The following is a 26323-nucleotide window of genomic DNA, read 5'->3' as shown; positions in this document are numbered from 1 at the left end:
TGGATTTTCCACCGCGCGTATATTCATGCCAAGACGAAGGAGGAACGCCATGGCATTGCGAGTCGCCGTCGCCGGCGCGAGCGGGTACGCGGGCGGCGAGGTGCTGCGCCTGCTGCTCGGCCACCCGGAGGTGGAGATCGGGGCGCTGACCGGCGGCTCGAACGCGGGCACCAGGCTGGGCGCGCTGCAGCCCCACCTGATCCCGCTCGCCGACCGCGTGCTGGAGCCCACCACCCCCGAGGTGCTGGCCGACCACGACGTGGTGTTCCTGGCGCTGCCGCACGGCCAGTCCGCCGCGGTGGCCGAGGCCCTCGGCCAGAACGTCCTGGTGGTCGACTGCGGCGCCGACTTCCGGCTCAAGGCCGCGGCCGACTGGGAGCAGTTCTACGGCTCCGCGCACGCCGGTACCTGGCCCTACGGCCTGCCCGAACTCCCCGGCCACCGTGCCGCGTTGAAGGGCAGCAACCGGATCGCCGTACCCGGCTGCTACCCGACGGCCGTCTCGCTCGCGCTGTACCCCGCGTACGCGGCCGGGCTCGCCGAGCCGGAGGCCGTCGTGGTCGCCGCCTCCGGCACCTCCGGCGCCGGCAAGGCCGCCAAGCCGCACCTGCTGGGCAGTGAGGTGATGGGCAACGTCAGCCCGTACGGCGTCGGCGGCGTCCACCGGCACACCCCCGAGATGGCGCAGAACCTCACCCCGCTCGCCGGCGAGCCGGTCACCGTCTCCTTCACCCCCACCCTCGTCCCGATGCCGCGCGGCATCCTCGCCACCTGCTCGGCCAAGGCCAAGCCCGGCGTGACGGCCGACGGCCTGCGCGCCGCCTACGCCGAGGCGTTCGCGGACGAGGTCTTCGTCCACCTGCTGCCCGAGGGGCAGTGGCCGCAGACCAGCAGCGTCTACGGCGCCAACACCGCGCTGGTCCAGGTCGCCCTGGACGCCACCGCCGGGCGGATCATCGCGATCAGCGCGATCGACAACCTGGTCAAGGGCACCGCGGGCGGCGCGGTGCAGAGCATGAACATCGCCCTCGGCCTGCCCGAGGAGCTCGGCCTCCCCCTGAACGGAGTCGCACCGTGAGCAGCAGTGACAACGCGAGCGGCAGTGGCACCGCGAGCAGCAGCGGCACCGTGGGTGACACCGCCGCCAACGTGGGCGTGACCGCCGCCAAGGGCTTCCGCGCCGCCGGGGTGACGGCCGGCCTCAAGGCCTCCGGCACGCCGGACCTCGCCCTGGTGGTCAACGACGGCCCCTCGCTCGCCGCGGCCGGCGTCTTCACCGCGAACCGGGTCAAGGCCGCGCCGGTGCTCTGGTCCGAGCAGGTCCTCAAGGGCGGCCTGGTCTCCGCCGTCGTCCTCAACTCCGGTGGCGCCAACGCCTGCACCGGCCCGCTCGGCTTCCAGGACACCCACGCCACCGCGGAGAAGGCCGCCGCGGAGCTGGGGCTCAACGCGGGCGAGGTGGCGGTCGCCTCCACCGGCCTGATCGGCGTCCGGCTGCCGATGGACCTCCTGCTGCCCGGGGTCGCCCTCGCCGCCGGGGAGCTCAGCGGGACCGGCGGCGAGGCCGCCGCGATCGCCATCAAGACCACCGACACCGTGCACAAGACCGCCCAGGTCACCAGCCCGGCCGGCTGGACGGTCGGCGGCATGGCCAAGGGCGCGGGCATGCTCGCCCCGAGCCTCGCCACCATGCTGGTCGTGCTCACCACCGACGCCGACGTCGACAGCGCCGCCCTGGACGCCGCCCTGCGCGGCGCCACCCGCACCACCTTCGACCGGATCGACTCCGACGGCTGCATGTCGACCAACGACACCGTGCTGCTGCTGGCCTCCGGTGCCACCGGCATCACCCCGGACGGGGCCGAGTTCGCCGAGGCCGTCCGCACGGTCAGCGCCGACCTGGCCCGCCAGTTGATCGGCGACGCCGAGGGCGCGAGCAAGGACATCCGGATCGACGTCACCGGCGCCGCGACCGAGGACGAGGCCGTCGAGGTCGCCCGGACGATCAGCCGCAACAACCTGCTCAAGTGCGCCATCCACGGCGAGGACCCCAACTGGGGCCGGGTGCTGGCCGCGATCGGCACCACCTCCGCCACCTTCGACCCGAACCGCCTCGACGTCGCCATCAACGGCGTCTGGGTCTGCAAGGACGGCGGCGTGGGCGAGGACCGCGACCTGGTGGACATGACGGGCCGGGAGGTCGTCATCACCGCGGACCTCGACGCCGGCACCGCGAGCGCCTCGCTCTGGACCAACGACCTCACCGCCGACTACGTCCACGAGAACAGCGCCTACTCCACCTGATCCGCGCCGCACCTGATCCGCGACATCCTCCCCCAGCCTCCGGCCGGGGGGACCCCCATCGACGAGGGAACCCCGTGCAGATCGCACCCAAGGGCGAACAGGCCCGCAACAACACCGCGTTGCCCAAGGCCATGACGCTGATCGAGGCACTGCCGTGGCTGGAGCGCTTCCACGGCAAGACCGTCGTGATCAAGTTCGGCGGCAACGCCATGGTGGACGACGAGCTCAAGTCGGCGTTCGCCCAGGACGTCGTCTTCCTCCGCTACGCCGGCCTGCACCCCGTGGTGGTGCACGGCGGCGGTCCGCAGATCAGCGCCCAACTCGACCGGCTCGGCCTGCAGTCCAGCTTCACCAACGGCCTGCGGGTCACCACCCCCGAGACCATGGACGTGGTCCGGATGGTCCTGGCCGGCCAGGTGCAGCGCGAGCTGGTCGGCCTGCTCAACGAGCACGGCCCGTTCGCCGTCGGCATGACCGGCGAGGACGCGCACACCATGACGGCGGTCAAGCGCTACGCGGTGGTGGACGGCGAGCAGGTGGACATCGGCCTGGTCGGCGACATCGTCAACATCGAGGCCGGCGCGGTGAAGGCGCTGATCGGCGACGGCCGGATCCCGGTCATCTCCTCGATCGCGCGCGGCGCGGACGGCCACGTCTACAACATCAACGCCGACACCGCCGCCGCCGCCCTCGCGGTCGCGCTCGGCGCCGAGATGCTCGTCGTCCTCACCGACGTCGAGGGCCTCTACAAGGACTGGCCGAACTCCGACGACGTGATCAGCCAGCTCGACGCGAGCGAGCTGGAGGAGCTGCTGCCCGGCCTGGCCAGCGGCATGCTCCCCAAGATGGAGGGCTGCCTGCGCGCCGTCCGCTCCGGCGTGGGCACCGCCCGCGTCCTGGACGGCCGGGTGCCGCACAGCCTGCTGCTGGAGATCTTCACCGACGAGGGCATCGGCACGATGGTCGTGCCGGACGACGAACCGACCGTGACCGGGGGACTGGCATGACGCACAACGAGCAGCTCACCGAGCGGTGGCAGCACAGCTTCACCGACAACTACGGCACCCCCCGGATCCCGCTGGTGCGGGGCGAGGGCAGCAAGCTGTGGGACGCCGACGGCAAGGAGTACACCGACCTGCTCGGCGGCATCGCCGTCAACGCCCTCGGCACCGCCCACCCGGCGGTGGTCGAGGCGGTCGGCCGGCAGATCGCCACCCTCGGCCACGTCTCCAACCTCTTCATGGCCGAGCCCACCATCGCCCTCGCCGAGCGGCTGCTGCGGCTGGACGGCCGGACCGACGGCCGGGTGTTCTTCTGCAACTCCGGCGCCGAGGCCAACGAGGCCGCCTTCAAGATCAGCCGGCGGACCGGCCGCACCCACCTGGTCGCCCTCCAGGGCGCCTTCCACGGCCGGACGATGGGCGCCCTCGCGCTCACCGGCCAGCCCGCCAAGCAGGACCCGTTCCGCCCCCTGCCCGGCGACGTCACGCACGTCCCGTTCGGTGACGTCGAGGCGCTGCGGGCGGCCGTCACCACCGGGACCGCCGCCGTCTTCCTGGAGCCGGTCCAGGGCGAGAACGGCGCGATCCCGCTGCCCGACGGCTACCTCCGGGCGGCCCGCGAGATCACCCGGGCCACCGGCACCCTGCTCGTCCTGGACGAGATCCAGACCGGCGTCGGCCGCACCGGCCACTGGTACGCCCACCAGGCCTTCGAGGGCGTCGAGCCGGACGTCGTCACCCTGGCCAAGGCGCTCGGCGGCGGCCTGCCGATGGGCGCCGTGCTCGCCTTCGGGGAGGCCGCCGAGCTGCTCACCCCGGGCCAGCACGGCACCACCTTCGGCGGCAACCCGGTGGCGGCCGCGGCCGGGCTCGCGGTGCTGGACACCATCGAGTCCGAGGGCCTGCTGGAGCACGTCCGCAAGCTCGGCGAGCGGCTGCGGCACGGGATCGAGGCGATCGGCGACCCGCTGGTCTCGCACGTGCGCGGGGCCGGTCTGCTGCTCGGCATCGTGCTCACCGCGCCGGTCTCGGCCGCGGTCCAGGCCGCCGCGCAGGAGGCCGGGTTCCTGGTCAACGCGGCCGTTCCGGACGCCGTCCGGCTGGCCCCGCCGCTCGTGCTCACCGAGCAGGAGGCGGACGCGTTCCTCGCGGCGTTGCCGGGCATCCTCCGGACGGTGCGCGAGAGCGCCCCGGCCGATGCGCGTTGACCGTTGTCCGGGAGAATAATCACATGACCGTTTCCCACTCAGGCCCGTCCGCCGCCGGCCCGACGCCGCAGGTCCCGCAGACCCGCACCGCGCGCCACCGGCGGATCGTGGACCTGCTCACCCGCCAGCCCGTGCGTTCGCAGAGCCAGCTCGCCAAGCTGCTCGCCGACGACGGACTCGTGGTCACCCAGGCCACCCTCTCCCGGGACCTGGACGAGCTGGGCGCGGTCAAGATCCGCAACCGGGACGGCGCGCTGATCTACGCCGTCCCGGCCGAGGGCGGCGACCGCACGCCGCGCGCGCCGATGGGGGAGTCGGCCAGCGAGGGCCGGATGGCCCGGCTGGCCGGCGAGCTCATGGTCTCCGCGACGGCCTCCGGCAACCTGGTGGTGCTGCGCACCCCGCCGGGCGCCGCCCAGTTCCTGGCCTCGGCGATCGACCAGGCCGAGGTGTTCGAGATCATCGGCACCATCGCCGGCGACGACACCGTGCTGCTGATCAGCCGCGACCCGGCCGGCGGCCAGGCGCTCGCCGACCACCTGATGCAACTCGCCCAGGCGAAGGCGCAGTAGCCCCACCGGGAGACCGGAGCCCCCGGGCACCGGAGCCCCCGGGCACCAGGACCCCGGCCGACGGATCCCCGTCCGGCCGGGGTTTTGTGTTTCATACGCCTTCATGCATACTTATGCCACCAGTCGCACATGTGTGAAGGAGCCCCGCGATGACCGCCCAGCAGTCCTCCGACGTCCGCCTCTGGGGCGCGCGCTTCGCCGACGGCCCGTCCGAGGCGCTGGCCAGGCTGTCCGCCTCGGTCCACTTCGACTGGCGCCTCGCGCCGTACGACATCGCCGGCTCCAAGGCCCACGCCCGGGTCCTGCACAAGGCCGGACTGCTCTCCGACGACGAGCTGGCCGCGATGCTGGAGGGCCTCGACCGGCTGCTCGCCGACGTCGAGGCGGGCACCTTCACCGGCACGGTCGCCGACGAGGACGTCCACACCGCCCTGGAGCGCGGCCTGCTGGAGCGCCTCGGCGCCGAGCTCGGCGGCAAGCTGCGGGCCGGGCGCTCGCGCAACGACCAGATCGCCACCCTGTTCCGGATGTACCTGCGGGACCACGCGAAGACCATCGGCGGCCTGCTGCTCGACCTCCAGCAGGCCCTGGTCGGCCTCGCCGAGGCGCACCCGGACACCGCCATGCCGGGCCGCACCCACCTCCAGCACGCCCAGCCGGTGCTCTTCGCCCACCACGTCCTCGCGCACGTGCAGGCCCTCGGCCGGGACGCCGAGCGGCTGCGCCAGTGGGACGCCCGCACCGCCGTCTCGCCGTACGGCTCCGGGGCGCTGGCCGGCTCCTCGCTCGGCCTGGACCCGCAGGCCGTCGCCGCCGACCTCGGCTTCGAGGGCGGCTCGGTCGGCAACTCCATCGACGGCACCGCCTCGCGCGACTTCGTCGCCGAGTTCGCCTTCGTCACCGCGATGATCGGGATCAACCTCTCCCGGATCGCGGAGGAGGTGATCATCTGGAACACCAAGGAGTTCGGCTTCATCACGCTGCACGACGCCTTCTCCACCGGCTCCTCGATCATGCCGCAGAAGAAGAACCCGGACATCGCCGAGCTCGCCCGCGGCAAGTCCGGCCGTCTGATCGGCAACCTGACCGGCCTGCTGGCCACCCTCAAGGCGCTGCCGCTGGCCTACAACCGGGACCTGCAGGAGGACAAGGAGCCGGTCTTCGACTCCTGCGACACGCTGGAGGTGCTGCTGCCCGCGTTCACCGGGATGATGGCCACCCTCACCGTGCACCGGGAGCGGCTGGAGGAGCTCGCCCCGGCAGGCTTCTCGCTCGCCACCGACATCGCGGAGTGGCTGGTCAAGCAGGGCGTGCCGTTCCGGGTCGCGCACGAGGTGGCCGGCGCCTGCGTCAAGGTCTGCGAGGCCGAGGGCATCGAGCTGTCCGACCTGACGGACGAGCAGTTCGCCGCGATCTCCGGCCACCTGACGCCGGAGGTGCGCTCGGTGCTCAGCGTGCACGGCGCCATCGCCTCCCGCGACGGGCGCGGTGGCACCGCCCCCTCGGCGGTCGCGGTCCAGCTCGCCGAGGTGAAGGCGGACCTGGCGCGGCAGCAGGAGTGGGTCCGGGGCTGACCGGAGGCCGAGGTGCGGAGGGGCGTGGCGGTCCGACCGGCGCGCCCCTCCGGCGTCCGCGCCCCGGCCCGGGCGTAACCGGCCCCGCCCCGGGGCGTCATGCACGGTGTGTGCACCACCCTTCCCCCCGCCCCCTCCGCCGAGGACGTCTACCTCGCCGAACGCCGCCGCCGCGTGGTCCGCGAGACCGTGGCCGCCCTGCCCGGCCGCTGCCCGCAGCTGATCGCCGCCCTCGCCGAGGACCCGCCGCCCACCTACCGCGAGCTCTCCGAGCGCCTCGGCATGCCGCGCGGCTCCATCGGGCCGACCCGCTCCCGCTGCCTCGCCTGCCTGCGCACGCTGCTGCACGCGGAGCGGTACCCGTGAGACGCGGTCCCGGTGCGGCGCGGGCGCGCGCGTTCCACGCCGCGCGCCGCGTCCCGCCACCCCCTCCCCGCCCGGGCGTGACCCTCGCCACGTCTGGCCCGCCGAAGGTTGAGGGAAGCTGACACCCGGGTAGAGCGCTGGCGAACGAAGCTCTTGACGGTGACGCGATCACTCGGATACTGAGCGTGAGCGCGCCACCCTCTGCGCGCCGGGCACGACGACTGGGGAGGCCCCTCCACATGGGCATGAGCGTGATCATCTCGGCCGCGGCGGCCGAGGACGCGGAGCAGATCCTCAAGCTCCAGTACCTCGGCTACCAGCCCGAGGCCGAGCTGTACGGCGACTGGGCGATCGAGCCCCTGACACAGACCCTGGAGAGTCTGCGCGCCGACCTGACCGAGCAGCACGTCCTGGTCGCCCGGCTGGGCGGCGAGGTGGTCGGCACCGTCCGCGGCCGCGTCGACGCCGACGGCGTCGGCCGGATAGGGCGTCTGGTCGTCCACCCGCGGATGCAGCGCCACGGCCTGGGCGGCCGTCTGCTGGACGCGCTGGAGCGCCGCCTCGCCGAGGACGGCGCGGTGTCCGCCTACCGCCTCTTCGCCGGCCACCGCAGCCTCGGCAACCTGCGCCTGTACGCCCGCCAGGGCTACCGGCAGACCCGGGTCGAGCAGGTCAACAGCCGGCTGAGCTTCGTCCACCTGGAGAAGCCCGGCGGCACGCCGCTCGCCGCGACGGCCTGACCGGCCGCCCCGCCCCCGGCTCTCGGCGCCGCCACCATCCGGACGATCCGGTGGCGGTGCCGAGTCATGTCGTCGCTGGTCACGGCGGTATGCGTCCGCATTGCGGACAGCACTCCAAAATAATTGGGCGTACCTCGAAGCATCTGTTTTACTGGCTCACATGACTGCGACGACGAACTGCACCCCCACCGGCACGCTGCCGGCAGGTGAGCGTGCCATGTGCCGTCGAATGTGTCACTGCTGAGGGCCACCGCCCCCGGCACCCCTCCGAGGGTGCCTCCCCCTCGCGCCCCGAAGCGAGACTCCGGCGCCGCTCCCGCCCGTGTGAGCGCGCCCTTCCTCCCGTACCCCTCCCCTTGCCGTGCCCGCCCACCCGCGGGCACCGGTGACCCGTCAGGGCCACGCGCCGTCGCGCGGCCCGGCCGTGCGCCGACCGCGATCAAGGGGCGACGGGTCCGGATCCCCCTGGTGACGCGCCGTAGGCACCGCCGACCGAGACCCGGTCGGGCGGTCGACCCGCGCCGCCCGCCCCCGACCCACGGAAGCTTGCTGTGATCACCACCACGGACCTCACGAAGGTCTACCGCTCCCGAGGCCGCGAGGTGACCGCCCTCGCCGGTGTCGACCTGCACGTCCGCCCGGGCGAGGTCTACGGCGTCGTCGGCACCAGCGGTGCCGGGAAGTCCACCCTCATCCGCTGCGTGAACATGCTGGAGCGCCCGACCTCCGGCACCGTCACGGTGGACGGCCTCGAACTCACCGCGCTGCCCGGCGGCGAGAACCGCGCGGGACGGGAACTGCGCGAGGCGCGACGCCGGATCGGCATGGTCTTCCAGCACTTCAACCTGCTCTCCTCGCGGACGGTGCAGCAGAACGTCGAACTCCCGCTGGAGCTCATCGGTCTGGACCGCACCCAGCGCCGCCGCAAGGCCGCCGAACTGCTCGACCTGGTCGGCCTCGGCGACAAGGCCCGCAGCTACCCCAACCAGCTCTCCGGCGGCCAGAAGCAGCGCGTCGGCATCGCCCGCGCCCTGGCCGGCGACCCCAAGGTGCTGCTCTCCGACGAGGCCACCTCGGCGCTCGACCCGGAGACCACCCGCTCGATCCTCAAGCTGCTGCGCGACCTCAACCAGCAGCTCGGCCTCACCGTCCTGCTGATCACCCACGAGATGGACGTCATCAAGTCCGTCTGCGACTCCGCCGCCCTGATGCGCGGCGGCGAGGTGGTCGAGGCCGGCGAGCTCACCGACCTGCTGGCCGAGCCCGGCTCCGAGCTGGCCCGCGAGCTGTTCCCGCTCAGCGAGTTCGGCACCGGCCGGGCCGGCGCCACCGTGCTGGAGATCACCTTCCAGGGCGACACCTCGGCCCAGCCGTTCGTCTCCCAGCTGGCCCGCACCTACCAGATCGACATCAACATCCTCGGCGCCGCCGTGGAGACCATCGGCGGCCGGCTGGTCGGGCGGATGCGGGTCGAACTGCCCGGCGGCCACCAGGACAACGTGGTGCCGATCGGCTACCTGCGCGAGCAGGGCCTGCAGGTGGACGTGCTGGGTGCGGTGGACGGAGCGGTGGCATGACCTGGGACGAGATGTGGGCCCTGATGGGGCCCGCCACGCAGGAGACCTTCCAGATGGTCGGGGTGTCCGCGGTCTTCACTGTGTTGCTCGGCCTGCCGCTGGGCGTCCTGCTGGTGCTCACCGACAAGGGCGGCCTGCTGGCCAACCGGGCCGTCAACAAGGGCATCGGCTTCGTGGTGAACCTGGCCCGCTCGGCGCCGTTCATCATCCTGATGATCGCGCTGGGCTCCTTCACCCGCTGGCTGGTCGGCACCTCGATCGGCTGGCAGGCGGCGACCGTGCCGCTGACCATCGGTGCCATCCCGTTCTTCGCCCGCCTGGTCGAGACCTCCGTCCGCGAGGTCGACCGCGGCCTGGTCGAGGCGGTCCAGTCGATGGGCGGCAGCACCTGGACGATCGTCCGCAAGACCCTGCTGCCCGAGGCGCTGCCCGGCATCGTGGCCTCGATCACCACCACGGTCATCACCCTGATCGGCTACTCCGCGATGGCCGGCGTGGTCGGCGGCGGCGGCCTCGGCACCCTCGCCGTCAACTACGGCTACCAGCGCTTCGAGACCGCCTTCATGTGGGTCATCGTGGCCGAGCTGGTGCTCATCGTCACCGCCGTCCAGCTGATCGGCGACTTCGCCGTCCGCCGGCTCGCCCACCGCGGCCGCACCGGCGGCCGGACCCGCCTGTTCGGCCGTGGCCCGGCCGGTCCGGCCGCCCCGGCTGACCCGGACGCGCCGGCCGAACGCGACCAGGACCTCGTCGCCTCCTAGACCTCCCCCGTCCGACTCCGGACGCGGCTCCCCGCATCACGCAGAAAGGCACTTTTCGTGCGCAACGCCCTGAAGTTCACCAGCGCCCTGGCCACCGCCGGCCTCGCCCTCTCCCTCGCCGCCTGCAGCAGCTCGGGGTCCTCCTCCTCGGACCCGAACGCGCCGCTCAAGGTCGTCGCCAGCCCCACCCCGCACGGGCAGATCCTCAAGTTCGTCAAGGACAACCTCGCGGAGAAGGCGGGCCTCAAGCTCGACATCAAGGAGGTCACCGACTACGTGACCCCCAACACGGCGGTGCAGGACGGTTCGGCCGACGCCAACTTCTTCCAGCACGTCCCGTACCTGGAGGACTTCAACAAGAAGCACGGCACGACCATCGTGTCGGTCGAGCCCGTGCACCTGGAGCCGCTGGGCCTCTACTCCAAGAAGGTCAAGGCGATCACCGACCTGCCGGACGGCGCCACCATCGGCCTGCCGAGCGACGCCACCAACGAGGGCCGTGCCCTCAAGCTGCTCGCCGACAACAAGCTGATCACCCTCAAGGACGGCGTCACCACCACGGCCACCCCGGCCGACGTGACCGGCAACCCGAAGAACCTGAAGTGGAAGGAGCTGGAGGCCGCCCAGCTGCCCCGCTCGGTCGCCGACCTCGACGCCGCCGTCATCAACGGCAACTACGCGCTCGACTCCGGCCTGAAGCCGGCCACCGACGCGCTCGTGCTGGAGAAGGCCGACGGCAACCCGTACGCCAACATCCTCGCCGTGAAGAAGGGCAAGGAGGACGACCCGCGGGTCAAGAAGCTCGCCGAGCTGCTGCACTCCGACGAGGTCAAGAAGTACATCAACGACACCTTCCAGGGTTCGGTCATCCCGGCCTTCTGATCCGTCGCACCGCGCTACACCGCTACGCCCGACCGGGCCCCCGCCGCACCTCGGCGGGGGCCCGGTCGGGCAGTATGCACCGGGGACGCCCCCGGGCGACGGCGTTCTGACGTACCGTCGTGCGCGCGGCGCACCGCGTGGTACCCGGAGTGCGACGGGGGCGTACGGTGTTGTGTTCACGACCCGGCGAGGAGAGACGGCATGGCAGCGAGCTTCCCCGAGACCGCCATCAGCACCGAACGGTTGCTGCTGCGTCCCCTTGCGGAGGACGACGCCCCCGGCCTGGCCACGATGATGGCCGACGACCTCGTACTGGCCTGGACCGACTTCCCGCAGCCCTTCACCGAGGCGTACGCGGCCGAATTCGCCCGGACCCTCGCCCCCGCCCACCGGGCCGCCGGGCGCGGCATCGTCCTCGCCGTCACCGAACAGCTGACCCAGCGCCTGGTCGGCCTGGTCGAACTGCGCAACACCGACTGGCGGTTGCGCAGCACCGAGATCTCCTACGTCACCGCCGTCTGGGCCCGCGGCGAGGGCTACGCCCCGGAAGCCGTCCTCGGCGTCGCCCAGTGGCTGTTCGAGGACCGCGGCTTCCTGCGCCTGGAGCTGCGCACCGCCGCCGGGAACACCGCCGCCCAGCAGGTCGCCCAGAAGGTCGGCGGCATCAGCGAGGGCGTGCTGCGCAGCGCCTGGATAGTCCGCGGCGAATCCGGCGAGGTCTCGGTGGGGGCACTTCGCGGGCGCCGGGCCGGGGGAGAGCGCCGCAGCGACCTCATCCTGTGGAGCCTGCTGCCGGAGGACCTGGAATCGCCCGGACTGCACCGGCACGGCTGGCACGGCGACCACCGCTACGTGCTGCGCGACTGACACCGGGCGACCGGACCCGGGTAGCCGGACCCGGGCGACCGGACCGCCGCCGGCCGTCCGCCGGACACCCGGCCGGCACCCGCCCCGGCGCGGACAGGTGTGCGAGTCGGCCATCCCCGGGGATCACACCCGGTAGCCTCTGCACCGGACCGGTGCAGCACCACGGCGCACCGGGGTGGCGCATCGAGTCGAGGGAGAACGGCCGCAGATGGCTGACCGGATCACGGTCATCGGGTGGGACGGCACGCCGCTGACCGAGGCCGCCGGTGCGGCCCTCGCCGCGGCGACCCTGGTGGCCGGAGCCCCCTACCAACTGAGCGGGCTCCCGGTGCCGGAAGCCGCCGAGCGGATCACCCTCGGCAACCTCCGGCAGGCCGCCCGCCGGATCGCCGAGCACCGCGGCGCCGCCGTCGTGGTCGCCGAGGGCGACCCGGGCTTCTTCGGCGTGGTGCGCACCCTGCGCCGGCCCGAGTACGGCCTCGAACTCGAAGTCCTGCCCGCCGTCTCCTCCGTCGCCACCGCCTTCGCCCGGGCCGGCATGCCCTGGGAGGACGCCCAGGTGGTCAGCGCCCACGGCGGACGGCTGCGCCGCGCGGCCAACATCTGCCGGGCCCACCCCAAGGTGGCGGTGCTCACCGCCCCGGGCGCCGGGCCCGCCGAACTCGCCCTGATGCTGCGTGGGGTGCACCGGACCTTCGTGGTCTGCGAGGCCCTCGGCACCCCGGAGGAGGGCGTCACCGTCCTCACCTCCGACCGGATCGCCGACCACGTGTGGCGCGATCCCAACGTGGTGCTGGTGATCGGCGGCGGCGCCCAGGCCGCCCCGGTCGACCAGGCGGCCGGCTGGCTCGCCGGGCGCCCGGTGGGCTACCCCGGCGCGGAGCGTGGCTGGGCGCTCCCCGGAGACGCCTACGCGGGCGCCGGGCGCGCGGGTGGTGAAACGGGCGCGTCGGAGGTCCTTCCCGCGCACGTACGCGCCCTGGTGCTGGCCCGGCTGGGCGCGCGCCCCGGGGACCTGGTCTGGTCGGTCGGCGCGGGCAGCGGCGCCCTCGCGGTGGAGGCGGCCCGGTTCGGCGCCGCCGTCGTCGCGGTCGAGGGCTCCCGCTCGGCCTGCGCCCGGCTGACCGTGAACGCCCGCCGGTACGGCGTCGAGGTGGAGACCGTGTACGGGAGCGGCCCCGAGGTACTGGGCGGCCTGCCGGAGCCGGACGCGGCGGTGGTGGAGTCCGGCGGACCGGACGTGGTGCGCGCGGTGCTGGCCCGCAGGCCCGAGCGGTTCGTCGCGCTGGCCCGGACCTTCGCCGAGGCGGAGGAGGTCCGCCGGGCGATCGACGAGGCCGGGTACCGGGCGGACGGCGCGCTGCTCCAGTCGACCCCGCTGACGGCCGCGGGGGCGGGCGGCGGACTGGGGCTGGGGGCGGGCGGAACCGGCGCGCTGGTGCTCTGGGGTGAGCAGATCGTGTGAAGGCCTCGGGCGCGCGCCGGGGTCGCGCGGCGGCGCGAACGGTTGTGCGGGCACGGCGTGCGGGTACTGCGCGCGCCCGGCGCGGACGGTGATCCAGGTCGCATCCGGACACCGATTCGAGAGGTGACCGCGCCGGGCCGGTAGTGTGACGTCCTGGACGGCTGCAGCTGTCGGCGACCCACCCGATTCGATCGGTTTGTCACCTTTTTGACGTGGTGCAACCCGGTTCCGCTCGAAGTGTGGGCAATTCGACGGGCCGCGTGCCGGACCTGGAGAATGCCGTAGGGTCCGGTGCGGTCGTACCGGTTGCTCCGGGTTGTCGTTGTTTCAGACGATGCGCCGCCCCGTGGGGCGGTGCGCCGGGCCGGGGTGCCGCAGCGCACCGGAAGGACTTGGGCCGCAGCGCCGTGGCGCGGCGGCCGCGTGTGGTTGAGGGGCGGGTCGGTGCTGGCCCGGCCCGTGCGGATGGGCGCTGCGATCGGATCGTGTCGCCAAGGGCGCGGCAGCGGCCTGGAAGGAGCTTGACAATGACCGATGGCGGCCACGTCCCGGGCGAGGGACTGCCGGAGCACCTGCACGCCGGGCCGGACCCGCTCGGCGGACCGGAGGGCGTCGCGGGCGTTGCACCCCTGCAGGGCGTCGCGACGGACGGCGGCGTGATCCCGAACCAGGCGGCCCCGGTCGGCGGCCTGCCCGGTGGGATGCCCCCGGGTGCGGGCGTCATCCCGCCGCAGGGCCAGCCCGGCTACGCCGTTCCCGGCGCGCCGTCGCCCGGTTTCCCCGGTGCCACCGGCGTTCCTGGTGCCCCGGGTGAGGGCTGGGCCGTCGACCAGGGCGCCCCGCGCCCGGCCTTCCACTTCCTCGACCAGCCCGACTCGCCGGACGGCCTGGACGACGATGACGACGTGCTGCTGATGCCCGGCCCGCAGGGCTCCTGGGGCGAGCCGATGGCGTCCGTCCCGGCCGAGCAGGTGCCGCTCGCGCCGCAGCAGGAGGGCACGCCGGTCGAGCCGTCCTGGCCGCCGGTGGACCCGCCGGTGTTCGGCGCCGAGTACGTCCAGCACCAGCACGCGCCGCAGCAGCCGATGACGCAGGCTCAGCCGCCGCGCCGCCCGCTGCACGCCGGCCCGCCGATCCCGGACCCGTCGCTGATGACCGGCCAGGTGCCGGTGCGCTCGCTGGCCGACCGCGGCCCGTCGCAGGGTGCCACGCCCGCGCACGGCATCCCGGTCGTCGGCCGGCCGCCGATGGCCGAGGCCGCCGCCCCGGCGCCGGCCGTCGCGCCGCAGGCCGCTCCGACGGCGCTGGTGCCGCCGGTCGTTCCGCTGGTCCCGGGCGCTCCGGTGGCGGACGGTCAGCAGTTGCCGCTCGTCCAGGACGTCCAGCAGGTGCCGCTGGCCTCGCAGCCGGTCGAGACGATGCTCGCCGTCGAGACGGTCGGCGCGATCGAGGTGATCGAGGTCGTCGAGATGCCGGAGGCCGTCCAGGGCGTCCAGCCCGTGCCGGCCGTGGTGGTGCCCGAGGTCGTCGGCGAGGCCGTGGCGGTCGCGCCGCAGGCCGTGGTGGCCGAGCCGGGCGCCGAGCAGGCCCCGGTCGAGGCTCCCGCCGTGCCGGTCGCCGCCGAGTCCGCCGAGTCCGTCGCGGTCGAGAGCGTCGCCGTGGAGTCCGTGGCCGTCGAGACCGTCGCCGCCGACGGCGCCCCCGAGCAGGCCGAGGCCGCTCCGGCCGGTCCGCCGCGCCGGATCTCCGCCTTCCTCGCCGCGCCCCCCCCGCACGGCCTGCCCAAGGTCGAGTCGGTCGAGCAGACCCCGGCGGCCGACGCCGCCGCGCCCGAGCAGGCCGCGCCCATAGCGGCCGCCGACGCGCCGCAGGCCGTCGAGGGCGGGGAGGCCGCTCAGGCCGCTCCGGCCGGCGAGCCGGTCCAGGGCGTCGAGGGCGCCGAGGGTGCCGAGGGTGCCGAGGCCGTCGCGGTCGCGCCGGAGGCCGCCGTCGAGCCGGTCGCCGAGACCGCCGCGGGCACCGGTGAGATGCCGTCCGGTCAGCCCGTCGGCGAGCCCGCCGTCGAGGCCGAGCAGCCGCAGCAGCAGGCGGCCGCACCGGCCGAGGCCCCGGCGGAAGCCGCCCCTGCCGAGCCGGTCGTGGAGCAGGTCGCCGTCGCCGAGCAGGCCCAGGCCGGGGTTCCGGCCGGATCGGCCGAGCCCGCCGCCGAGCCCGCCGTCGAGGCCGCGGCAGCACAGCCCGCCGAGACCGCCGCGCGGCAGCCGGAGCAGCAGCCCGCCGCCGAGGTGGTCGAGGCCGTCGCCGCCCCGGTCGAGAACGGTGCCGAGGCCGGTGCCGAGCAGGCCGTCGTCGGCGAGCCCGCCGCCGGGGCCGAGCAGCCGCAGCACCAGGCGGCCGCACCGGCCGAGGCCCCGGCGGAAGCCGCCCCTGCCGAGCCGGTCGTGGAGCAGGGCGCCGAGCAGGTCGCCGTTGCCGAGCAGGCCCAGGCCGAAGCGCCCGCCGACGCCGCCGCCGCGCCCGTCGCCGCCCCGGCCGAGGCCGTCGCCGCTGGCGGGGAGACCGCCGAGCAGGCCCCCGAGGCCCCTGCCGCCGGAGAGCCGCAGGCCGAGCAGCCCGCCGATCAGCCGGCCCAGCAGCCGGCGTCCGAGCCGGAGGCCACCGAGGCCCCCGCCGACCAGCCGACCGCCGACCAGCTCGCCGCCGACCCGTCGGCGGCCGAGCAGCAGCCCGAGGCCCCGCAGCCCGAGGAGCCCGCCGAGCCGCGCGGCCCGGCCGCCCCCGGCTACGACGAGCTCGGCCGCGAGGCCGTCCACCAGGTGATCCGCGAGCGCCGCGACGTCCGCAACGGCTTCCGTCCGGACCCGATCCCGCACGAGGTGCTGATCCGCGTCCTGGAGGCGGCCCACACCGCGCCCAGCGTCGGCTACTCGCAGCCCTGGGACTTCGTGGTGATCCGCTCGGGCAAGACCCGCAAGCGGATGCACGCCCTGGCCGAGCGCCAGCGCGAGGCGTACGCGGACTCGCTGCCCAAGGGCCGGGCCAAGCAGTTCAAGGAAATCAAGATCGAGGCCATCCTCGAAACCCCGGTCAACATCGTGGTGACCGCCGACCGCACCCGCGGCGGCCGGCACACCCTGGGCCGGCACACCCAGCCCCAGATGGCCCCGTACTCGGCCGCCCTGGCCGTCGAGAACCTCTGGCTGGCGGCCCGCGCCGAGGGCCTGGGCGTCGGCTGGGTGAGCTTCTTCGACGACGAGGAGCTGGTCCGCGAGCTCGGCCTGCCCGAGCACCTGGAGGTCGTCGCCTACCTGTGCGTCGGCTTCGTCGACTCGTTCCCGGACGAGCCGGAGCTGGAGCAGCAGGGCTGGGCCAAGAAGCGCCCGCTGTCCTGGGTCGTCCACGAGGAGCAGTACGGCAACCGCGCGCTGCCCGGCGAGGAGCCGCAGAGCCTGCTCGCCGAGACCCTGCGCGGCATCCGCCCGCTGGACGCCAAGGCGCTCGGCGAGGCCTGGGACCGGCAGAAGCGGATGACCAAGCCGGCCGGGTCGCTCGGCATGCTGGAGATCATCTCCGCCCAGCTGTCCGGCCTGTCCCGCAAGTGCCCGCCGCCGATCCCGGAGCCCGCCTGCGTGGCGATCTTCGCCGGCGACCACGGCGTGCACGCCCAGGGCGTCAGCCCCTGGCCGCAGGAGGTGACCGCCCAGATGGTCGGCAACTTCCTGGCCGGGGGAGCGGTGATCAACTCCTTCGCCAAGCAGATCGGCACCGAGGTCTGCGTGGTCGACGTGGGCGTGGCCGCCGAGCTGCCGGAGGCCGTCCAGCAGGGCCGGGCCACCGGCCTGCTGCCGCGCAAGGTCCGTCCCGGCACCGCCGACATGACCCAGGGCCCGGCGATGACCCGCGAGGAGGCCCTCAAGGCCATCGAGGTCGGCATCGAGACCGCCCGCGACCTGGTCGCGGCGGGCAACAAGGCCCTGGTCACCGGCGACATGGGCATCGCCAACACGACCGCCTCGGCCGCCCTGATCTCGGTGTTCACCGGCCTGGACCCGGCCGAGGTCACCGGCCGCGGCACCGGCATCGACGACGAGACCCACGCCCGCAAGATCGAGGTCATCCGCGCCGCGCTGGCCCTGCACCAGCCCGACCCGAACGACCCGGTCGGCGTCCTCGCCGCCATCGGAGGCCTGGAGCACGCGGCCATCGCCGGCTTCCTGCTGGGCGCCGCCTCGCTGCGCACCCCGGTCGTGCTGGACGGCGTCATCGCGGGTTCGGCCGCCCTGGTCGCCAAGGCGATCGCCCCCGAGGTGCTGGCCGCCTGCATCGCCGGCCACCGCTCCGCCGAGCCCGGCCACCAGGCCGCGCTGGCGAAGCTCGGCCTGCGTCCGCTGATCGACCTGGACCTGCGGCTCGGCGAGGGCACCGGCGCCCTGCTGGCCCTCCCGCTGGTGCAGAGCGCGGCCCGGGCGATGCACGATGTAGCCACCTTCGACTCCGCCGGGGTCACCGAGAAGGCCTGACGCACACCCCGTACCGCTCCGCGGACCGGCCCGAGGGCGCGCCGGCCCGCGGAGCGGCGTCTCGCCGTACCGTCCCCACACCCTCACCCCGATCAGGAGCACCGTCGATGACCGCGCCCACCCCGCACCCGAGCACCGAGGGCCGCACCCCCTACCCGGTCGGCCTGCTGCTGGCCGGCCGCCGCGTCGTGGTGGTCGGCGGTGGCCAGGTCGCCCAGCGGCGGCTGCCCGCCCTGATCGCCTCCGGGGCCGAGCTGCACCTGATATCGCCCGTCACCACCCCGGCCGTCCAGGCGATGGCCGACGCCGGCGAGCTCACTTGGCACGCCCGTCCGTACCGGGACGGCGACCTCGCCGAGGCCTGGTACGTCCTGGTCGCCACCGACGACCAGGAGGTCAACGCGGCGGTCAGCGCCGAGGCCGAGCGCGCGCGGGTGTTCTGCTCGCGCAGCGACGACGCCTCGGCCGCCACCGCCTGGACCCCGGCCAGCGGCCGCGACGCGGGCGCCACCGTGGCCGTCCTCACCGGCGACCCGCGCCACTCCGCCGCCCTGCGCGACGCCATCGTGGACGGCCTGCGGGACGGCTCGCTGGCAGCCCGCCAGTACCGCTCGCACGGCGCCGGCGTCGCCCTGGTCGGCGGCGGCCCCGGCGACCCGGACCTGATCACCGTGCGCGGCCGCCGCCTGCTCGCCGACGCCGACGTGGTGGTCGCCGACCGCCTCGCCCCGCGCGAACTGCTCGCCGAGCTGCCCGAGCACGTCGAGGTGATCGACGCCTCCAAGATCCCGTACGGCCGGTTCATGGCCCAGGAGGCGATCAACCGCACGCTGATCGAGCACGCCAAGGCCGGCAAGTTCGTGGTCCGGCTCAAGGGCGGCGACCCGTACGTCTTCGGCCGCGGCGGCGAGGAGCTGCTGGCCTGCGCCGAGGCCGGCCTGCCGGTCACCGTGGTGCCCGGCATCTCCAGCTCGATCAGCGTCCCCGCCTCGGCCGGGGTCCCGGTCACCCACCGCGGCCTGACCCACGAGTTCACCGTGATCTCCGGCCACGTCGGTCCGGACGACGAGCGCTCCCTCACCAACTGGGAGGCCGCCGCGAAGATGAGCGGCACCCTGGTGCTGCTGATGGCCGTGGACAAGATCGGCGCGATCGCCGCCCGGCTGGTCGAGTACGGCCGCCCGGCGGACACCCCGGTCGCGATCGTCCAGGAGGGCACCACCGCCGCCCAGCGCCGGGTGGACGCCACCCTGGGCACCGTCGCCGCGGTGGTCGAGGCCGAGGGCGTCAAGCCCCCGGCGGTCATCGTCGTCGGCGAGGTCGTCGACGTCCTGGCCGCCGCCTTCCAGCGGTAGGCCCGGCCGGAGTGGAAGTCGGCCCGGCCGACTTCCTACTCCAGCGGCTGCTCCGTCCAGATGACCTTCCCGGTCGCCGTGTAGCGCGTCCCCCAGCGGTCGGCGAACTGCGCGACCAGGAACAGCCCGCGACCGCCCTCGTCCTCGGTCGCCGCGTACCGCAGGTGCGGCGAGGTGCTGCTGCCGTCCGACACCTCGCAGATCAGCGCGCGGTCCCGCAGCAGCCGCACCCGGATCGGCCCGGAGCCGTACCGGATCGCGTTGGTCACCAGCTCGCTCAGGATCAGCTCGGTGACGAACGCGGCCTCGTCCAGCCCCCAGGCCTCCAGCCGCCGGGCCACCTCCCCCCGGACGGCGCCCACCGCCGCCGGGTCGGACGGCACGTCCCACTCCGCCACCTGGTCCGGCGCGAGCACCCTGGTTCGCGCCACCAGCAGCGCGATGTCGTCCTGCGGATGCGCCGGCAGCATCGCCCCGAGGACGTCCGCGCAGGTCTGCTCGGGCGTGCGCGGCGGCCCGGCCAGCGCCGACCGCAGCAGCTCCAGCCCCTCGTCGATGTCCCGGTCGCGGTCCTCCACCAGCCCGTCCGTGTACAGCACCAGCCGGCTGTCCTCCGCCAGCTCCAGCTCGACGGTCTCGAACGGTAGTCCCGCCAGCCCCAGCGGCGGCCCGGTCGGCAGCTCCGGGAACACCACCCGGCCCTCCGGGTCCACCACGGCCGGCGGCGGGTGCCCGGCGGTGGCCAGGGTGCAGCGCCGCGACACCGGGTCGTAGATCGCGTACAGGCAGGTCGCCCCGGTCAGCCCCGCGTTCTCGCCGGTCACCGCGTCGTCCTGGTCGATCCGGTTCACCAGCTCGTCCAGGTGCCCCAGCAACTCGTCCGGCGGCAGGTCCAGGGACGAGAAGTTGTGGATCGCGGTGCGCAGCCGGCCCATCGTCGCCGCCGCGTGCAGCCCGTGCCCCACCACGTCCCCGACCACCAGGGCCACCCGCGCGCCCGGCAGCGGGATCACGTCGAACCAGTCCCCGCCCACCCCGGCCTGGGCCGGCAGGTAGCGGTGCGCCACGTCCAGCGCGTTCTGGGCCGGCAGGCTGCGCGGCAGCAGGCTGTGCTGCAGCGTCACCGCCATCGCGTGCTCCCGGGTGTAGCGGCGCGCGTTGTCGATGCACACCGCCGCGTGCGACACCAGCTCCTCGGCCAGCGCCAGGTCGTCCGTCTCGAACGGCTCCGCCCGCTGCGCCCGCCAGAACCTGGCCACCCCGAGCAGCACGCCGCGCGACCGCAGCGGCACCCGCACCAGCGAGTGCACCCCGTACGCCAGCACCTGCGCCGAGCGCTCCGGGTCCTGGTCGCGCCACTGCAGCGCCTCCGCCAGGTCCGGCTCCAGGCCCGGCTCCCCGCTGTGCAGCGCTCCGGCCAGCGGGGTCGCGGGCACCACGTCCAGCACCGTGCCGACCGGGTAGAACGGCGCGTCGTCCCGGACACCGGCCACCGCCGCCCGCCGCATCCGCCCCAGCGAGGAGCCCACCGGGGGCTCCTCGCCCGCCATGACCTGCTCCGCGAGGTCCACCGTGACGAAGTCCGCGAACCGCGGCACCGCGACCTGCGCCAGCTCCTCCGCCGTCCGCGTCACGTCCAGCGTGCTGCCCACCGTCACCCCGGCGTCGTACAGCAGCCGCAGCCGCCGCTGCGCGCCCTCGGCCCGGCCGGACAGCGCCAGCAGTTCGGTCGAGTCACGCAGCGTGGCGACGCAGCCGGGCGGGCCGTCGGGCGCCTGGTCGGTCAGCCGGACGTTCACCGCCAGCAGCCGCTCCCCGGCCAGCACCACCTCGTCGGTCACCTGGCGGTTGGCGGTCAGCAGCTCCAGCGGGGCCTCCTCCAGGCCCAGCTCGGTCACCGGACGGCCCTCGGCGTCCGGCGGCAGGTCCAGCAGCCGGCGCGCCTCGTCGTTGCAGAGCAGCAGCAGCCCGTCCCCGCCGACGATCATGACGCCCTCGCGCACCGCGTGCAGCACGGCCGCGTGGTGCTCGTACATCCGGGTCATCTCGATCGGGCCCAGCCCGCGGGTCTGTCGCCGCAGCCGGCGGCTGATCAGCGCCGTCCCGAGCGTGGCCAGCCCGATCGCGCCGGCCGCCGCGCCCAGCACCACCGGCAGCTGGCGCTCGCTCGCCGTGCTGACGTTCGCCAGCGTGACGCCCGCCGAGACCAGCCCGACCACCTGGCCGTCCGGCGCGTACACCGGCACCACGGCCTGCACCAGCGGACCGAGCGTGCCCGTGATGTGCTCGGTCACCACCTGGCCGTGCAACGCGGGCTCGTAGGTGCCGACGAACTTCTGCCCGATCCTGGCCGGGTTCGGGTGGGTGTAGCGGATGCCCTGGTTGTTCAGGACGACGATGAAGTCCACGCCCGAGCCGACCCGCGCCGACTGCGCCTTCGGCTGCAGGATCGCGGTCGGGTCGGGGGAGCGGAGCGCCTCGACCATCCCCGGCGAGTTGGCGAAGGTCTGGGCGACCGACACGGACCGGTTGCGCGCCTCGTTGTCGGCGTCCTTGTGCGATTGCACCACCAGCGCCAGCACGGCCGCCGCCACCAGCAGCAGGACGACCAGGATCTGCAGCGCGAACACCTGCCCGGCCACCGACCGGTGCCACACCGGCCACGCCCGCTTCGCGTGCGGCAGCTGTGGCCGACCGTGTGGGCGCCCACCGGAGGAGCCGGCGGAGCCGCCAGTGGCGCCAGAGGCCGACGGAGCCCAGGATCGGCCCGGATTACGGGCCATACGGTCATATTTGCACTCCGACTAGCCGGGTACCACCCCGTCCTGTCGGCCGTTTGGCCTTCCCGGCCCCGGCTTGGCAAGATCGCAGGGTGTCCGAACCCAGCACCATCACCGACCCGGCGGACCCCCGCCTCGCCGACTACACCGGCCTCACCGACGTCGAACTGCGCCGCCGCCGCGAACCCGCCGAGGGCCTGTTCATCGCCGAGGGGGAGAAGGTCATCCGCCGCGCTCTCGCCGCCGGCTACCGGATGCGGTCGATGCTGCTCACCGCCAAGTGGCTGGACGTGATGGCCGACGTCATCGCCGAGGCCGACGCCCCGGTCCACGTGGTCGAGCCCGCGCTCGCCGAAGCCGTCACCGGCTACCACGTGCACCGCGGCGCCCTCGCCTCGATGGAGCGCAAGCCCCTCCCGGACGCCGCCGACCTGCTCGCCGGGTCCCGCCGGGTCGCCGTCCTGGAGGGACTGGTCGACCACACCAACCTCGGCGCGATCTTCCGCAGCGCCGCCGCCCTCGGCATGGACGCGGTCCTGCTCTCGCCCGACTGCGCCGACCCGCTCTACCGGCGCGCCGTCAAGGTCTCCATGGGCGCCGTCTTCGCGGTCCCGTACGCCCGCCTCGACCCCTGGCCCGCCAGCCTGGACACCGTCCGCGCCGCCGGCTTCACCCTGCTCGCCCTCACCCCCGCCGACGACGCCGTCGACCTCGCCGGCCTCACCCCGCACCGCCTCCCCAAGGCCGCCCTCATGCTCGGTGCCGAAGGCGACGGCCTCACCCCGCACGCCATCGCGGCCGCCGACCACCCGGTCCGCATCCCCATGGCCCACGGCATCGACTCCCTCAACGTGGGCGCCGCCGCGGCCGTAGCCTTCTACGCCGTCACCACCCCCACCCCCTGACCCCCCGCGACACCAGCACTCCCCACGCAGCCCCCCGCCCCGCGGAAGCCCCCACGCTCCCCACCCGAAGCCCCCCAGGACACCCGCCCTTCGCCGCACCGGAAGTCGGCCGCCCCGACTTCTCGTACCAGTGGCCTCGAAGCGACCCCGGGAGCCCCGGCCCGTAGCCACCTGGTAGCTGTGCCGGCTCCGCCGATGCCGCGAGAGGTCGACCGGTCCGACCTCCACTTTCCCGTGGCGATCATTCGGGCCGGGCGCCAGGTTGGCGGCCTCGGCGGCTCGGATGTCGGCCTGCATGACCGCCTCGCTCGTCGGCCTCCGAGCGCCCGCGTGAGAAGTCGGCCCGTCCGACGTCCGGTGTCGTTCCTTCGGGGCTGAGGCACCGCCATCGGTGGGGCCCGCCGGCCTGCTCGGGTCAGTTCGTCGGGGAGGTGGGCGGGGCCGGGGCGGCGGCGGGGGGTGGGGTGGCGGCGCCCGGGGCGCCGGGCCAGGACTCGTCGAGGGTGCCGTCGGCGCGGACGGTGTAGCGGGTGGAGGTGACGGCGCCGGTGGCCGCGGTGCGCTCCTCGCGGACGACCGTGCTGCCGTCCAGCCGCCAGGTGGCCGTCGCCTGCGGGTCCGCCGCCGAGGTGCGGGAGGTGGTGGCGACCGGGGCGTCCCCGGCGAAGGTGTAGAGCTGGACCAGGTCGACCGGCGCCGAGCCCTCCGCCCGCCGCAGGACCACGACCGCGGCCGGCAGGCTCCGGTACCGGGCCGGCAGCACCGCGCTCAGCGCGACCTGCGGCCCGGCGGCCCCGACCGAGTGCCCGTCCTTCAGCGCGATGGCCGGCCCGCCGGCCCCGTCGGGGTAGCTGCGGTTCGGCCAGTCGACCGCCGGTACCGGCCCCTGCGCGGCTCCCAGCGCGCCGTCCGCCGCGCCGCCGCGCGCCGCCGCCGGCAGCGGTGCGGCCGGCAGCGGGGCGGCCGTGGCCTGTGGGGCGACGTCCGCGGACGAACCCGGCACCGCCAGCTCGCCGCCACCGCCGCCCGCCCGGGCACCCGCGCTCGCGACCGCCCCGGTCGGCGGCTTCAGACCCTGGTTGCCCCGGTTCTCGCACCCCTGCGCCGCCGCGATGGCCAGCGCGACCCCGACGGTCACGGTGACGAAGACCACCAGCCGCTGCCGCAGCAGCCGCTGCCGCGCGGTGCCGGGCCGACTGCCCGGGGCGGGGGTGTGCTGGCGGTCCCGGGGGTGCGCCCGGTCCCGGGGGCCGGGTCGGGCCGGGGGCGGCGTCTGCGGGCGGTCCGGGCGTTCCCGCAGCGGGCGGGTGACGGGCGTCGGCTCGGGCCGGGGGAGCGACGCGGCGGCCCCGTGCGGACGCCGTCCCGCCGCCCCGGCGCTCTGGGCCCCCGGCCGGCCCGCCGCCGCGCGGGCCCGCGCCGCGGCGGGCGGCTCGGGCGAGCGCCCGGGTGCCGGAACGCCCGGCCGGGCGCCGGCGGGTGGGGCACCGTCCTGCGGGGCGGGCGCGGCCGCTCCCCGCCCCGGTCTGGCCTGGCGCGGACCGCCGCCGGAGGCCGCGGCCGCCGTGCCGCGCGCCGCGAGTTCGCTGAGCCGCTCGTGCAGCGCTGCCGCGCCGGGCCGCTCGGCGGGCTCCTTGGCCAGGCAAGCCCGGATCAGCGGGCCCAGCGGCGCCGGCACCGCCGACAGGTCGGGCTCCTCGTGGACGACGCGGTACAGCATCACCTCGGACGAGGCCCCCGACCCGAACGGGGTGTCCCCGGTGAGCGCGTACGCGAGGGTGGCACCGAACGCGAAGACGTCGGTGGCGGGCGTGACGGCGGCCCCGCGCACCTGCTCGGGCGCGAGGAAGCCGGGGGAGCCGACCGCCGTGCCGACGTGGGTGAGCGTGCTGGCGCCGCGCGACCACGCGATGCCGAAGTCGATGATCCGCGGGCCGCGCGGCGAGAGCAGGATGTTGGAGGGCTTGAGGTCCCGGTGGACGACCCCGGCCTCGTGCACCTTGACCAGCCCGTCGGCGAGCGCGGCCCCGATCCGGGCCGCCTCGGCCCAGTTCAGCGGCCCTTCGTCGCCGACCCGCTTGTAGAGCGAGGGCCCGGGCACGTACGCGGTGGCCAGCCAGGGCCGGTCGGCCTCGATGTCCGAGCCGACCACGCGGGCGGTGCAGCCGCCCCGGATCCGGGAGGCAGCGGCGATCTCGCGGGCGAAGCGGGTGCGGAACTCCTGGTCCTCGGCGAGTTCGGCGCGGATCAGCTTGAGCGCGACGCGCTGCCCGCGGCGGTCGGACCCGAGGTAGACCACGCCCATGCCGCCGGCGCCCAATCGCCGGTGCAGGCGGTACGGCCCGACGATGCGGGGGTCCTCACGCCTCAGCCGCATCATCGCCATGTTCCGTTCCCCGTCAGCCTGTGGGCGAGGCCCCGTCGGTTGGGCCGTCGTCAGTTCCTGTCTGGCACAGCTTACGGACTGCCTGCTGCGGTGTGCTGATACGCAACACCTCAAGCCACCGTGCGATTGTCTGATCTTGCGTTGACCCGCAGGTCACAGGGGTGCCGGAACGCCTCTCGGGGTTCCCCCTCAGGGTTCCCCCGGGGGTCGGGTCAGCCTTCCCTCCCCCTGCGGTAGTAGGTCCCGAGTCCGGGCGTCATCCTCCGGGACGTCCGAGGAACAGTACGACGGCATGACGTCCGCGGGGCCCCCTGACCAATAGCGTTGTGCTCAGCGGTGGACGGGGAGCTCGTCCCCCGAGGTACGCCGTCCACCGCGCCAACTCGACCGGATCAGGAGCAAGGGCATGGCACCGCAGCTCACGGGAACCTCCCGCCGCCGTCGGCAGGCCTTCGTCCAGTCCCGGTCCGCCACCGAGCAGCCCACGCGGCACCCCGCGGTGGCGCTGGCCATGGCCCTGCCGTGCGCCGTGCTCCTGGTGCTGCTCTTCGGTGGATGGGACCAGATGGCGAACCAGGCCCAGGCCGTCGCCGATCTGATCACCCGCTGAAGCATCCGAGGTTGCCGAAGAGCGCCCGAGCTCGCCGAGAGCAGCCGAGGCGTACCTGAGAAGGACCGCCGCCCCCTGGGGGCGGCCACAGAACGGGCACCGGTCCCCTGGGGACGGGGAACGGTGCCGCCGGGGAGGGCCGCGGCCGCGCTGACACGCGGACGGGCGTGAGCGGTGCGCAGAGCGCCCCGGCAGGCGGAGACGCCGCGTACGGACGTCGGTGAGGGCGTCCGTACGCGGCTCTTCTCTTTTCCGCACAGGTACGCAGTGCAGGTACGCACGGGAACCAGGTGCCGGAGAACGCAAAAGGCCGGGGCCGCGATCCTCACGGACCACGGCCCCGGCCGTTACTGTGCGCGATACTGGGATTGAACCAGTGACCCCTACCGTGTCAAGGTAGTGCTCTCCCGCTGAGCTAATCGCGCCTGGTGTGGCGGTCTTGCAGCAGAC

The 26323-nt window shown here is 74.7% G+C and carries 18 protein-coding genes, 1 tRNA gene and 1 pseudogene; 17 read left to right on the top strand and 3 right to left on the bottom strand.

Going from position 1 to position 26323, the window contains the following annotated elements; all coding sequences use genetic code 11:
* Positions 1 to 49: 49 nt before the first annotated feature.
* The 15 genes from argC to cobA all read left to right on the top strand — a co-directional run bounded on the left by argC (position 50) and on the right by cobA (position 19192).
* Positions 50 to 1078, top strand: a complete 1029-nt coding sequence (gene argC / locus AB0Q99_RS21370) for an N-acetyl-gamma-glutamyl-phosphate reductase (RefSeq protein WP_363574040.1) — start codon at positions 50 to 52, stop codon at positions 1076 to 1078.
* Between the two features lie 71 nt (positions 1079 to 1149).
* Positions 1150 to 2304, top strand: coding sequence for a bifunctional glutamate N-acetyltransferase/amino-acid acetyltransferase ArgJ (gene argJ, locus AB0Q99_RS21365; RefSeq protein ID WP_363574215.1), 1155 nt, complete (start codon positions 1150 to 1152; stop codon positions 2302 to 2304).
* A 131-nt stretch (positions 2305 to 2435) separates the two neighbouring features.
* The gene (gene argB, locus AB0Q99_RS21360) at positions 2436 to 3311 is read left to right on the top strand and encodes an acetylglutamate kinase (RefSeq protein ID WP_363574213.1); all 876 of its coding nucleotides are present in this window, start codon (positions 2436 to 2438) and stop codon (positions 3309 to 3311) included.
* Complete coding sequence (locus tag AB0Q99_RS21355) at positions 3308 to 4513, top strand: acetylornithine transaminase (protein ID WP_363574039.1); 1206 nt, start codon at positions 3308 to 3310, stop codon at positions 4511 to 4513. The genes argB and AB0Q99_RS21355 overlap by 4 nt, the downstream gene beginning before the upstream one ends.
* A 23-nt stretch (positions 4514 to 4536) precedes the next feature.
* Entirely contained in the window at positions 4537 to 5085 is a 549-nt protein-coding gene (locus AB0Q99_RS21350) for an arginine repressor (RefSeq protein ID WP_030245061.1), read from the top strand.
* A 149-nt stretch (positions 5086 to 5234) separates the two neighbouring features.
* A complete protein-coding gene (gene argH, locus AB0Q99_RS21345; protein WP_363574037.1) occupies positions 5235 to 6659 on the top strand; it encodes an argininosuccinate lyase in 1425 nt (474 codons plus the stop codon).
* A gap of 108 nt (positions 6660 to 6767) precedes the next feature.
* Complete coding sequence (locus AB0Q99_RS21340; RefSeq protein WP_363574035.1) at positions 6768 to 7025, top strand: hypothetical protein; 258 nt, start codon at positions 6768 to 6770, stop codon at positions 7023 to 7025.
* A 239-nt stretch (positions 7026 to 7264) separates the two neighbouring features.
* Positions 7265 to 7765: a GNAT family N-acetyltransferase gene (locus AB0Q99_RS21335; protein WP_363574033.1), complete on the top strand. Its 501-nt coding sequence runs from the start codon at positions 7265 to 7267 to the stop codon at positions 7763 to 7765.
* Positions 7766 to 8316: 551 nt separating this feature from the next.
* A complete protein-coding gene (locus tag AB0Q99_RS21330) occupies positions 8317 to 9342 on the top strand; it encodes an ATP-binding cassette domain-containing protein (protein ID WP_363574031.1) in 1026 nt (341 codons plus the stop codon).
* Positions 9339 to 10103, top strand: coding sequence for a methionine ABC transporter permease (locus tag AB0Q99_RS21325; RefSeq protein WP_363574029.1), 765 nt, complete (start codon positions 9339 to 9341; stop codon positions 10101 to 10103). Before AB0Q99_RS21330 ends, AB0Q99_RS21325 begins: the two co-directional genes overlap by 4 nt.
* A gap of 57 nt (positions 10104 to 10160) precedes the next feature.
* A complete protein-coding gene (locus AB0Q99_RS21320) occupies positions 10161 to 10985 on the top strand; it encodes a MetQ/NlpA family ABC transporter substrate-binding protein (RefSeq protein ID WP_363574027.1) in 825 nt (274 codons plus the stop codon).
* Between the two features lie 201 nt (positions 10986 to 11186).
* Positions 11187 to 11852 carry a GNAT family N-acetyltransferase gene (locus tag AB0Q99_RS21315; RefSeq protein ID WP_363574025.1) on the top strand — a complete coding sequence of 222 codons (666 nt, stop codon included), beginning with the start codon at positions 11187 to 11189 and terminating at the stop codon, positions 11850 to 11852.
* 208 nt (positions 11853 to 12060) lie between these two features.
* Positions 12061 to 13317, top strand: coding sequence for a precorrin-6y C5,15-methyltransferase (decarboxylating) subunit CbiE (cbiE, locus tag AB0Q99_RS21310; protein ID WP_363574023.1), 1257 nt, complete (start codon positions 12061 to 12063; stop codon positions 13315 to 13317).
* A gap of 527 nt (positions 13318 to 13844) precedes the next feature.
* Positions 13845 to 17837, top strand: coding sequence for a nicotinate-nucleotide--dimethylbenzimidazole phosphoribosyltransferase (gene cobT / locus AB0Q99_RS21305; RefSeq protein WP_363574021.1), 3993 nt, complete (start codon positions 13845 to 13847; stop codon positions 17835 to 17837).
* 107 nt (positions 17838 to 17944) lie between these two features.
* A complete protein-coding gene (cobA, locus tag AB0Q99_RS21300) occupies positions 17945 to 19192 on the top strand; it encodes a uroporphyrinogen-III C-methyltransferase (RefSeq protein WP_363574019.1) in 1248 nt (415 codons plus the stop codon).
* A gap of 35 nt (positions 19193 to 19227) precedes the next feature.
* Here cobA and AB0Q99_RS21295 read toward each other — a convergent pair whose 3' ends face one another.
* The gene (locus tag AB0Q99_RS21295) at positions 19228 to 21975 is read right to left on the bottom strand and encodes a SpoIIE family protein phosphatase (protein WP_363574017.1); all 2748 of its coding nucleotides are present in this window, start codon (positions 21973 to 21975) and stop codon (positions 19228 to 19230) included.
* A gap of 89 nt (positions 21976 to 22064) precedes the next feature.
* On the opposite strand from AB0Q99_RS21295, the gene AB0Q99_RS21290 reads away from it, so the two are divergent.
* Positions 22065 to 22877 (top strand): RNA methyltransferase, encoded by an 813-nt coding sequence (locus AB0Q99_RS21290; RefSeq protein ID WP_363574015.1) that lies wholly within the window; start codon positions 22065 to 22067, stop codon positions 22875 to 22877.
* Positions 22878 to 23967: 1090 nt separating this feature from the next.
* Here AB0Q99_RS21290 and AB0Q99_RS21285 read toward each other — a convergent pair.
* Positions 23968 to 25263: pseudogene (locus AB0Q99_RS21285) on the bottom strand (protein kinase); the annotation flags it as partial.
* 406 nt (positions 25264 to 25669) lie between these two features.
* Here AB0Q99_RS21285 and AB0Q99_RS21280 point away from each other — a divergent pair.
* Positions 25670 to 25873 (top strand): hypothetical protein, encoded by a 204-nt coding sequence (locus AB0Q99_RS21280; protein WP_363574013.1) that lies wholly within the window; start codon positions 25670 to 25672, stop codon positions 25871 to 25873.
* Between the two features lie 353 nt (positions 25874 to 26226).
* On the opposite strand, the gene AB0Q99_RS21275 is transcribed toward AB0Q99_RS21280, so the two are convergent.
* Positions 26227 to 26298: transfer RNA gene (locus tag AB0Q99_RS21275), tRNA-Val, on the bottom strand.
* Between the last annotated feature and the right edge of the window lie 25 nt (positions 26299 to 26323).

The sequence above is a fragment of the Kitasatospora sp. NPDC086791 genome (assembly GCF_040685975.1).
GTDB lineage: Bacteria > Actinomycetota > Actinomycetes > Streptomycetales > Streptomycetaceae > Kitasatospora.
The sequence above is the reverse complement of the archived record's forward strand: the minus strand, read 5'-3'. Positions and strand labels throughout refer to the sequence as shown.

Bases quoted from the DNA above. Each gene is read 5' to 3' on its own strand.
- argC (WP_363574040.1), top strand. From the start codon at position 50: ATGGCATTGCGAGTCGCCGTCGCCGGCGCGAGCGGGTACGCGGGCGGC.
- argB (WP_363574213.1), top strand. From the start codon at position 2,436: ATGACGCTGATCGAGGCACTGCCGTGGCTGGAGCGCTTCCACGGCAAG.
- AB0Q99_RS21355 (WP_363574039.1), top strand. From the start codon at position 3,308: ATGACGCACAACGAGCAGCTCACCGAGCGGTGGCAGCACAGCTTCACC.
- AB0Q99_RS21350 (WP_030245061.1), top strand. From the start codon at position 4,537: ATGACCGTTTCCCACTCAGGCCCGTCCGCCGCCGGCCCGACGCCGCAG.
- argH (WP_363574037.1), top strand. From the start codon at position 5,235: ATGACCGCCCAGCAGTCCTCCGACGTCCGCCTCTGGGGCGCGCGCTTC.
- AB0Q99_RS21335 (WP_363574033.1), top strand. From the start codon at position 7,265: ATGGGCATGAGCGTGATCATCTCGGCCGCGGCGGCCGAGGACGCGGAG.
- AB0Q99_RS21325 (WP_363574029.1), top strand. From the start codon at position 9,339: ATGACCTGGGACGAGATGTGGGCCCTGATGGGGCCCGCCACGCAGGAG.
- AB0Q99_RS21315 (WP_363574025.1), top strand. From the start codon at position 11,187: ATGGCAGCGAGCTTCCCCGAGACCGCCATCAGCACCGAACGGTTGCTG.
- cbiE (WP_363574023.1), top strand. From the start codon at position 12,061: ATGGCTGACCGGATCACGGTCATCGGGTGGGACGGCACGCCGCTGACC.
- cobT (WP_363574021.1), top strand. From the start codon at position 13,845: ATGACCGATGGCGGCCACGTCCCGGGCGAGGGACTGCCGGAGCACCTG.
- cobA (WP_363574019.1), top strand. From the start codon at position 17,945: ATGACCGCGCCCACCCCGCACCCGAGCACCGAGGGCCGCACCCCCTAC.
- AB0Q99_RS21295 (WP_363574017.1), bottom strand. From the start codon at position 21,975: ATGGCCCGTAATCCGGGCCGATCCTGGGCTCCGTCGGCCTCTGGCGCC.
- AB0Q99_RS21280 (WP_363574013.1), top strand. From the start codon at position 25,670: ATGGCACCGCAGCTCACGGGAACCTCCCGCCGCCGTCGGCAGGCCTTC.